Annotated in this window: 1 protein-coding gene and 1 pseudogene; both read right to left on the reverse strand. The window is 50.3% G+C overall.

Translation table 11 applies throughout. The features are described 5' to 3' along the window. Positions 1 to 518: 518 nt before the first annotated feature. Positions 519 to 1,496: an IS5 family transposase gene (locus D8V06_RS15805; protein ID WP_123501377.1), complete on the reverse strand. Its 978-nt coding sequence runs from the start codon at positions 1,494 to 1,496 to the stop codon at positions 519 to 521. A 68-nt stretch (positions 1,497 to 1,564) separates the two neighbouring features. Further along, positions 1,565 to 1,910, reverse strand: a pseudogene (locus D8V06_RS15810) (hypothetical protein); the annotation flags it as partial.

Here is a 1,910-nt window from a genome sequence, read left to right on the forward strand (position 1 = left end):
CATGCTCTTTACAATGATGCTCTCAATATTTGTCAAGTGTATTTGATTGGCACCGTCAAACAGGATTCGATTATTTATATCGAGCATCCAGCATTGAGGGCATTGAAGTGATATCTTTGCAACGTTTGTCATGGTTTTTGATTGTACAATTTATGAATATAACAAAAAAACAAATCGCAAAAACTATTACTTATTTTTATCTTCAGCAATGTGATTTAGGAACGCTTTTTAAACGTAAGCTTTATTAGGGCGACTGCGCAGCCAGGCTGTTGACTTATAGCAATATATTTGTAAGTTAGATATTAATCACTTATAGTTTGTTAGTTTGTTAGTTTGTTAGTTTGTTAGTTTGTTAGTTTGTTAAAATTCTTAAGGAGACGCTGAACAATTAACCCGTTCGCGCCGTCCCTCCATTTTCAAACCGTTTTTTCAACCCATCGGCCTTATTCTTCGTTTCTGGGGCCGATATCTGCCCTCATTTTGCTGATTTGCGGGCCAGTCTCGCCTTTCAGACGGATTTATCCCGCCGCCCGTTGCAAATACCGCTTGGCCAGCATCAGATTGGCCAACCCAAACAGACTGAACAACTGCGCCGTATTCTTTTCCAGTCCACGGTAGCGAACCTTTCGGTAATTGAAACGCACCTTGATCACCTGGAACGGGTGCTCGACCTTGGCACGCAGTTGCGCCTTGGCGTATTCGATCTTGCGCTTGACCCGGAACAGCAAGCTGCCTTTGCCGTGGTGCTGGTAACTGCTTGGCCGTGCTGCAATCGACCAAATAACGTCCCGTTCAGCATGCTCCGGTCGCTTGGCCGCACCGGTGTATCCAGCATCACCCGAAACATAGGTTTCGGCACCGTGCAGCAACTGGTCGACCTGGGTGATATCCGCCACGTTGGCGGCCGTCCCGACCAAGCTGTGTACCAGCCCCGACGTGGCATCGACACCAATGTGGGCCTTCATCCCGAAGTGCCACTGATTGCCTTTTTTAGCCTGATGCATCTCAGGGTCGCGCTTGCCTTCTCGGTTCTTGACCGAGGGCGGCGCGGCGATCAGGGTGGCATCGACAAGGGTGCCTTCCTTGAGCAGCAAACCCTGGCTGGCCAGATGCTGGTTAATCGTTTCAAACAGCACCCGCGTCAGATGATGGTTTTCCAGCAAGCGGCGAAATCGCAGCAAGGTGGTGGCATCCGGTGCCGACTCACGGCCCAAGTCGATGCCGATAAAACCACGAATGGCCTGGCTGTCGTAGACGGCATCTTCGGTACCTTCATCGGAGAAACCGAAACACTGCTGCACGACATACATGCGCAGCATGCGCGACAACCCAATTGCAGGGCGCCCGCGCTTGCCTGTGGTGTCGCCATAGAACGGAACCACTTGCGCCTCCAGTTGTGCCCAGGGCACCAGCTGTTCAAGGTCAGCTAAGAAGCGATCGCGACGAGTCTGCTTTTTCTTGCCGGCGTATTCGAATTCGGAGAAGGTCTTCTGCACGTGCGTAACAAGGCTCACGGAGAGGGGGCTGGTGGGGGGCTCAGTGTGCCAAGGGTGAGGACGGTTGGCTATTTTTGCAGCGTCTCCTTAAGCTTTCCCAACTTGAAAGATATATCAGCTGTTCGACCAAATGCTTGTGCCGCAGCTAAAGCATGCAAGCCATGCTTGTTTTCCACTTCACCAGAATGCCCCATCACATATCCTTTAGCGTTACGCAAACTCTGAGCGTTCGTTCTCAGAGAAGGGTTGAGGGTGAGTAACTTGTCCTCTATGTGTTGTGCAATGAAGTTGTACTCCCGACCATTCCAAAGCTCTGAAGCGATAGAAACCATCATCGCCTCCATGATTGACTCTTTATGCTCGACTGAATTCAAAGCGGCCTTATGTTCTGCTACGCCGATGTTGTATAGAAAC

The organism is Pseudomonas sp. Sample_24 (genome assembly GCF_004307605.1).
Classification (GTDB): Bacteria; Pseudomonadota; Gammaproteobacteria; order Pseudomonadales; family Pseudomonadaceae; genus Aquipseudomonas.